Below are 5,075 nucleotides of genomic sequence, written 5' to 3'. Positions count from 1 at the left end.
CTACTGCCATTCTTAGATAATCTTCACCCAAGGTCGATAGGGCGATACTCAAACCACCAGAAGATGAACCCGTAATACCAGCTAGCGTGGTCATAGCGACCGCTTCTGAGATAAGAGGGTTGCCGGGAGTTAGGTTTAAGATGCTGTCACGAATGAGCAGAAAGCCTGCCAATGAGGCGATAACGGCACCATAACCGACTTCTGATGCAGTGTTAAAAATCGGCAACATCGAATCATAAGTACCACGGTTAATGGTTTTTTGCAGATTCGTCCAATGCCCAAGACGCATGAGGATTAAGGCAACACAAGCTACAACCAATGAGATGATAATTGACCATAGCCCTAGCGAGCCTGCGATATTCAAATCAGGAAACTGAGTTTGCAAGCCACTAAAATCCATTGACGGGAAGACAACATAAGTCAATAAAGCGTTCAAACCGATGACCAGAAATAGTGGAATCATCGCAACGGTAAATGAGGTGTGATGGGTGCTGAGCAAATTGGTCTCTGCTGCGCCTCCACCAACGCCGCCTACATCACTCTCATCGTGCTGACCATAACCTTCGCCCGCGGCATTGGCTTTTCTAGCGCGTGATTGTAACCACAACCAACCACAAACAAACATCACTGTACCGCCAATAAGACCCAAAATAGGCGCGGCAAATACGTTGGTATTGTAATAAGGAATCGGAATGGCATTCTGAATAGCAGGGGTACCTGGTAACGCTGTCATCGTAAAGGTAAATGAACCTAACGCAATCGCTGCTGGAATCAAACGCTTAGGAATATCAGCGGCTTTGAACAAATCTTTGGCAATTGGATAAATGGCAAAGGCAACAACAAACAGCGATACCCCACCGTAAGTCAAAATACCACAGACTAAGATAACGGACAAAATCGCTTTACTGGTACCAAGTTTTTCGACTACCGTTTTGGCAATCGCTGTTGCTGCTCCAGAGTCCGCCATCAAACGCCCAAATAATGCGCCCAATAAGAAGATAGGAAAGAATTTGAGTAGGAAGCCACTCAATGCGCCCATAAAAACATCGGTATAGGCAGGAATACTGCTTAAAAAGTCACCTGAAAGTAGTACTGCTAAAGCGGCCATAATTGGTGCTAAAATCAGTACGGAATAACCACGATAAGCAAAGAACATCAAAAGTAATAAAGTAATAACAATAGCAAATGTGCTAAACATAACCGCCTCTCCTTGGCACGTGAAGACCGTAATTATGCAGGGCATAGTAATATAGGTCAATAAGATTAATTGAAGCAGAGCATGTAAAGCGTTTCATAAAACATGATTTTATATCAATGCTGGGTCATTTGTATTTGTAAACCAATGCTATTTATTAGCCTGCTTAAGTTATACCGCTTTGTACGCACTTCCTATTATTGTCTAGTCGCTACTAGAATTATATGTTAAGTTATTAACGGTGAAATCTGTATTTCATATCGATATAAAATGTATTACTTTAAATGTAAATGTAGTCAATAGTTTAGTTTTTTCTAAAATGAGCAAAACCCGTGTAAATAATAAAAATGAGACGTGCAAGGAGATAAGCATGAGTCAATCAAAAGTATATGACAGCGCTGAAGCGGCGCTGAGTGGTATTGTGTGTGACGGACAAACACTGGCGATCGGCGGTTTTGGTCTGTGCGGTATTCCTGAAGCGTTAATCGAAGCATTACGTGATAGTGGCGTCAAGGATTTGACTTGTATCAGTAATAACGCTGGTGTTGATGACTTTGGCTTAGGATTGTTACTACAGACACGCCAAATTAAAAAAATGATCTCATCTTATGTGGGTGAAAATAAAGAGTTTGAGCGTCAATACTTGGCAGGTGAGTTAGAGGTTGAGTTAACTCCGCAAGGCACTTTGGCGGAAAAACTGCGCTCAGGCGGCGCAGGTATCCCAGCGTTTTATACCGCAACCGGCGTAGGCACCTTAGTCGCTGAAGGTAAAGAAACCCGCGAATTTGACGGTCGTACTTATGTGCTTGAGCATTCATTACGTGCCGATGTGTCTCTAATTAAAGCGCAGAAAGCTGATAAAGCGGGCAACTTAATCTTTAACAAGACCGCCCGTAATTTTAATCCAGACTGTGCGATGGCGGGCAAGATTACCATTGTTGAAGTTGAAGAAATCGTAGAAACTGGCACCTTAAATCCTGATGAGATTCATCTGCCGGGTATTTTTGTGCAGCGTATTGTATTGAACAGCACTCCTGAAAAGCGTATTGAAAAAATCACGACTAAAGCAGTCGAAGGCGCTTAACATAGTACGCTTGTACCACAATTCATAATTGATCAAATTGACAATACTAGAATATCGTAAAAATTAAGGAAGTTACCATGGCATGGACAAGAGAGCAGATGGCACAGCGTGCCGCACAAGAGCTACAAGATGGTTATTATGTTAACTTAGGCATCGGTCTACCAACACTCGTTGCAAACTATATCCCTAAAGACGTCGATGTTTGGCTACAGTCAGAAAACGGCTTGTTAGGTATTGGTGAGTTTCCTACCGAAGAAAACGTCGATGCAGATTTGATTAATGCGGGTAAACAAACCGTCACTGCCGAATCGGGTGCCAGTTATTTTAGTAGCTCAGAGTCGTTTGCGATGATTCGTGGCGGTCATGTCAACCTTGCGATATTGGGCGCGATGGAAGTTTCAGAGCAGGGCGATTTGGCGAACTGGATGATTCCTAAAAAGATGGTTAAAGGCATGGGCGGCGCGATGGATTTGGTCGCAGGCGTGCAGCGTGTGATTGTATTAATGGAACAGGTCAACAAACACGGCGAGCCAAAAATTCTTGCCAATTGCGAGTTGCCACTGACAGGTAAAGGGGTCGTTGATCGCATTATCACGGAGCTTGCGGTACTTGATGTGACTGATAATGGCCTAAAATTGGTTGAGCTTGCAGATGGTGTTAGCTTTGATGAGCTACAAGAGAAAACCCCAGTGACCATTCTTCAATAAAAAAGTGTACTAAATATAGCTCTGTATGCGTGCTCGTAAAGATTAGATGCTCAACTTTCTTATTATTAAGGACAATATATGGCGACTCAATTACAACAGGATTTGACGGGCAAAGTAGCATTGGTCACAGGCGCTGCCAGCGGTATCGGACGTGATATTGCCGAAACTTATGCCAAGGCGGGCGCTGCGGTCGGTATTGCTGATATTAATATTGAAGCGGCTCAACAAACCGTCGATGCTATTGAAGCAGCAGGCGGGCGTGCCCTTGCGATTGCGATGGATGTAACGTCTGAAGCTGCTGTTAATGACGGTGTTCAGAAGCTGGTCGATACCTTTGGTGGTATTGATATTCTGGTGTCTAATGCCGGTATTCAAATCATTGACCCAATCAATAAAATGGCGTTTGAAGATTGGAAAAAAATGCTCGCCATTCATCTAGATGGTGCGTTTTTGACCACCAAAGCTGCCGTACAGCACATGTATAAAGAGGATAAAGGTGGTACGGTGATTTATATGGGTTCTGTGCACTCGCATGAAGCTTCATTATTTAAAGCGCCTTATGTCACCGCCAAACATGGCTTGCTTGGTCTATGTCGTGTATTGGCAAAAGAGGGTGCCGCCCATAACGTACGCTCGCATGTCATATGCCCAGGGTTTGTCAAAACACCTTTGGTCGAAAAACAAATCCCTCAGCAAGCGGCTGAAAAAGGCATCAGCGAAGAGTCTGTGGTAAATGACATCATGCTCATTAATACGGTTGATAAAGAATTTACCACGGTTGATGACATTGCTCAACTGGCTTTATTTCTAGCAGCATTCCCAAGCAATGTCTTTACCGGACAATCGATTGTTGCAAGCCACGGCTGGTTTATGAATTAAAAAATGACTTGGTCTTTTAGCTTAAGAGCCATGAGCTTGCTAAAAAAAGATCAATCGATTAAGGTCTAGATTTATAGCAACCAGAGCCAATTATATTGGCTCTTTTTTATGAGCGCTTGCTGCATAATTTTAGGCGTAGAGGTAGTGTGATGAATAAAATCAGATAATGATATTAGTCTCAAAGCTGTACGAAAAATGCCAGTCCTACTGGCATCATGGTTTTTTTATACTTGCAATTGAGCTACACTAATACGATAAAAGGTTTGGCTAAAAATTTCACGCCAATTTTTAGCATACCAACCCACTTGTATAGGCAGTTACGGTCGCTATGTTTAACTTTATGAAGAAAAAAACCACCACACAAACGGAAACTCCAGAACAGAAAGCTGCGCTTAATAGCGCTGTTGATAAAGTGCTTTTGGGTTATCAGATTGGTGATAGCAGTATTGCCACAATGGTCACGGGTCTTAAGCGTAGTGGAAATCAGCTAACATTAGACTTACGCCTACCACATGAAAGCGATCCTGAGGTCATTCAGCAAGCACTTGGGCAATTATTGCAGCCGCATGGTATTCATACCATTCATATGAATGTGCGAATACCGGCGCCGATGAAAGGTGAAGGCTCAAGTTTACCAAAAGCAATGCCAAAAACCACCAATGCGATGGACAGTCATAGTAAGCCTGTCGCCAAGAGTGATGATAGTACGGTAAATGCTGAACCACCTATTACTAAGGCCGCTCCAACCCAAGCGTCGTTGTCCGCTCATCCGCGTATTCGTCATATCATTGTGGTTGCTTCTGGCAAAGGTGGCGTAGGTAAATCAACCACGACTGTTAATATCGCCTTGGCACTACAAAAGCTTGGCAACCGTGTTGGGGTATTGGATGCTGATATTTATGGACCCAGTATGCCAGCGATGCTAGGTGTGGATAGTGTCAGACCTGAGCTTGAAAATGAGCAGTTTGTGCCTATTAATGCGCATGGACTAGCGATGTTATCGATTGGCAGCTTGCTTGATGGTGATAATACACCTGTTGCATGGCGTGGTCCAAAAGCCACTGGTGCCTTGATGCAGTTATACAATCAAACCAATTGGCCACAGTTAGATTACCTAGTGATTGATATGCCACCAGGTACCGGTGATATTCAGCTCACCCTTGCTCAGCGTATTCCGGTGACGGGCGCTGTCATTGTGACGACGCCGCAG

Annotated in this window: 5 protein-coding genes; 4 read left to right on the top strand and 1 reads right to left on the bottom strand. The window is 43.7% G+C overall.

All coding sequences use genetic code 11. From position 1 onward, the window contains the following. Window positions 1-1,198 (bottom strand): GntP family permease (locus tag VLN09_RS02455; protein ID WP_325243627.1); only part of this gene is annotated, 1,198 nt, incomplete at its 3' end. Between the two features lie 367 nt (window positions 1,199-1,565). Here VLN09_RS02455 and VLN09_RS02450 point away from each other — a divergent pair. From VLN09_RS02450 to VLN09_RS02435, 4 genes are all read left to right on the top strand, one after another. Then, the gene (locus VLN09_RS02450; protein ID WP_325243626.1) at window positions 1,566-2,279 is read left to right on the top strand and encodes a CoA transferase subunit A; all 714 of its coding nucleotides are present in this window, start codon (window positions 1,566-1,568) and stop codon (window positions 2,277-2,279) included. Between the two features lie 77 nt (window positions 2,280-2,356). After that, window positions 2,357-2,986: a CoA transferase subunit B gene (locus VLN09_RS02445; protein ID WP_325243625.1), complete on the top strand. Its 630-nt coding sequence runs from the start codon at window positions 2,357-2,359 to the stop codon at window positions 2,984-2,986. 78 nt (window positions 2,987-3,064) lie between these two features. After that, window positions 3,065-3,865, top strand: coding sequence for a 3-hydroxybutyrate dehydrogenase (locus VLN09_RS02440; RefSeq protein WP_325243624.1), 801 nt, complete (start codon window positions 3,065-3,067; stop codon window positions 3,863-3,865). A gap of 328 nt (window positions 3,866-4,193) precedes the next feature. Then, the coding region (locus VLN09_RS02435) for a P-loop NTPase (RefSeq protein ID WP_325243623.1) at window positions 4,194-5,075 on the top strand (882 nt) is incomplete at its 3' end.

The organism is Psychrobacter sp. (genome assembly GCF_035469765.1).
Classification (GTDB): Bacteria; Pseudomonadota; Gammaproteobacteria; order Pseudomonadales; family Moraxellaceae; genus Psychrobacter.
Note: the sequence above shows the minus strand (reverse complement) of the source record. Positions and strands in the feature narration are given on the sequence as shown.

Excerpts from the sequence above, each read along its gene's own strand:
- VLN09_RS02450 (WP_325243626.1), top strand. The coding sequence starts at position 1,566 with ATGAGTCAATCAAAAGTATATGACAGCGCTGAAGCGGCGCTGAGTGGT.
- VLN09_RS02445 (WP_325243625.1), top strand. The coding sequence starts at position 2,357 with ATGGCATGGACAAGAGAGCAGATGGCACAGCGTGCCGCACAAGAGCTA.
- VLN09_RS02440 (WP_325243624.1), top strand. The coding sequence starts at position 3,065 with ATGGCGACTCAATTACAACAGGATTTGACGGGCAAAGTAGCATTGGTC.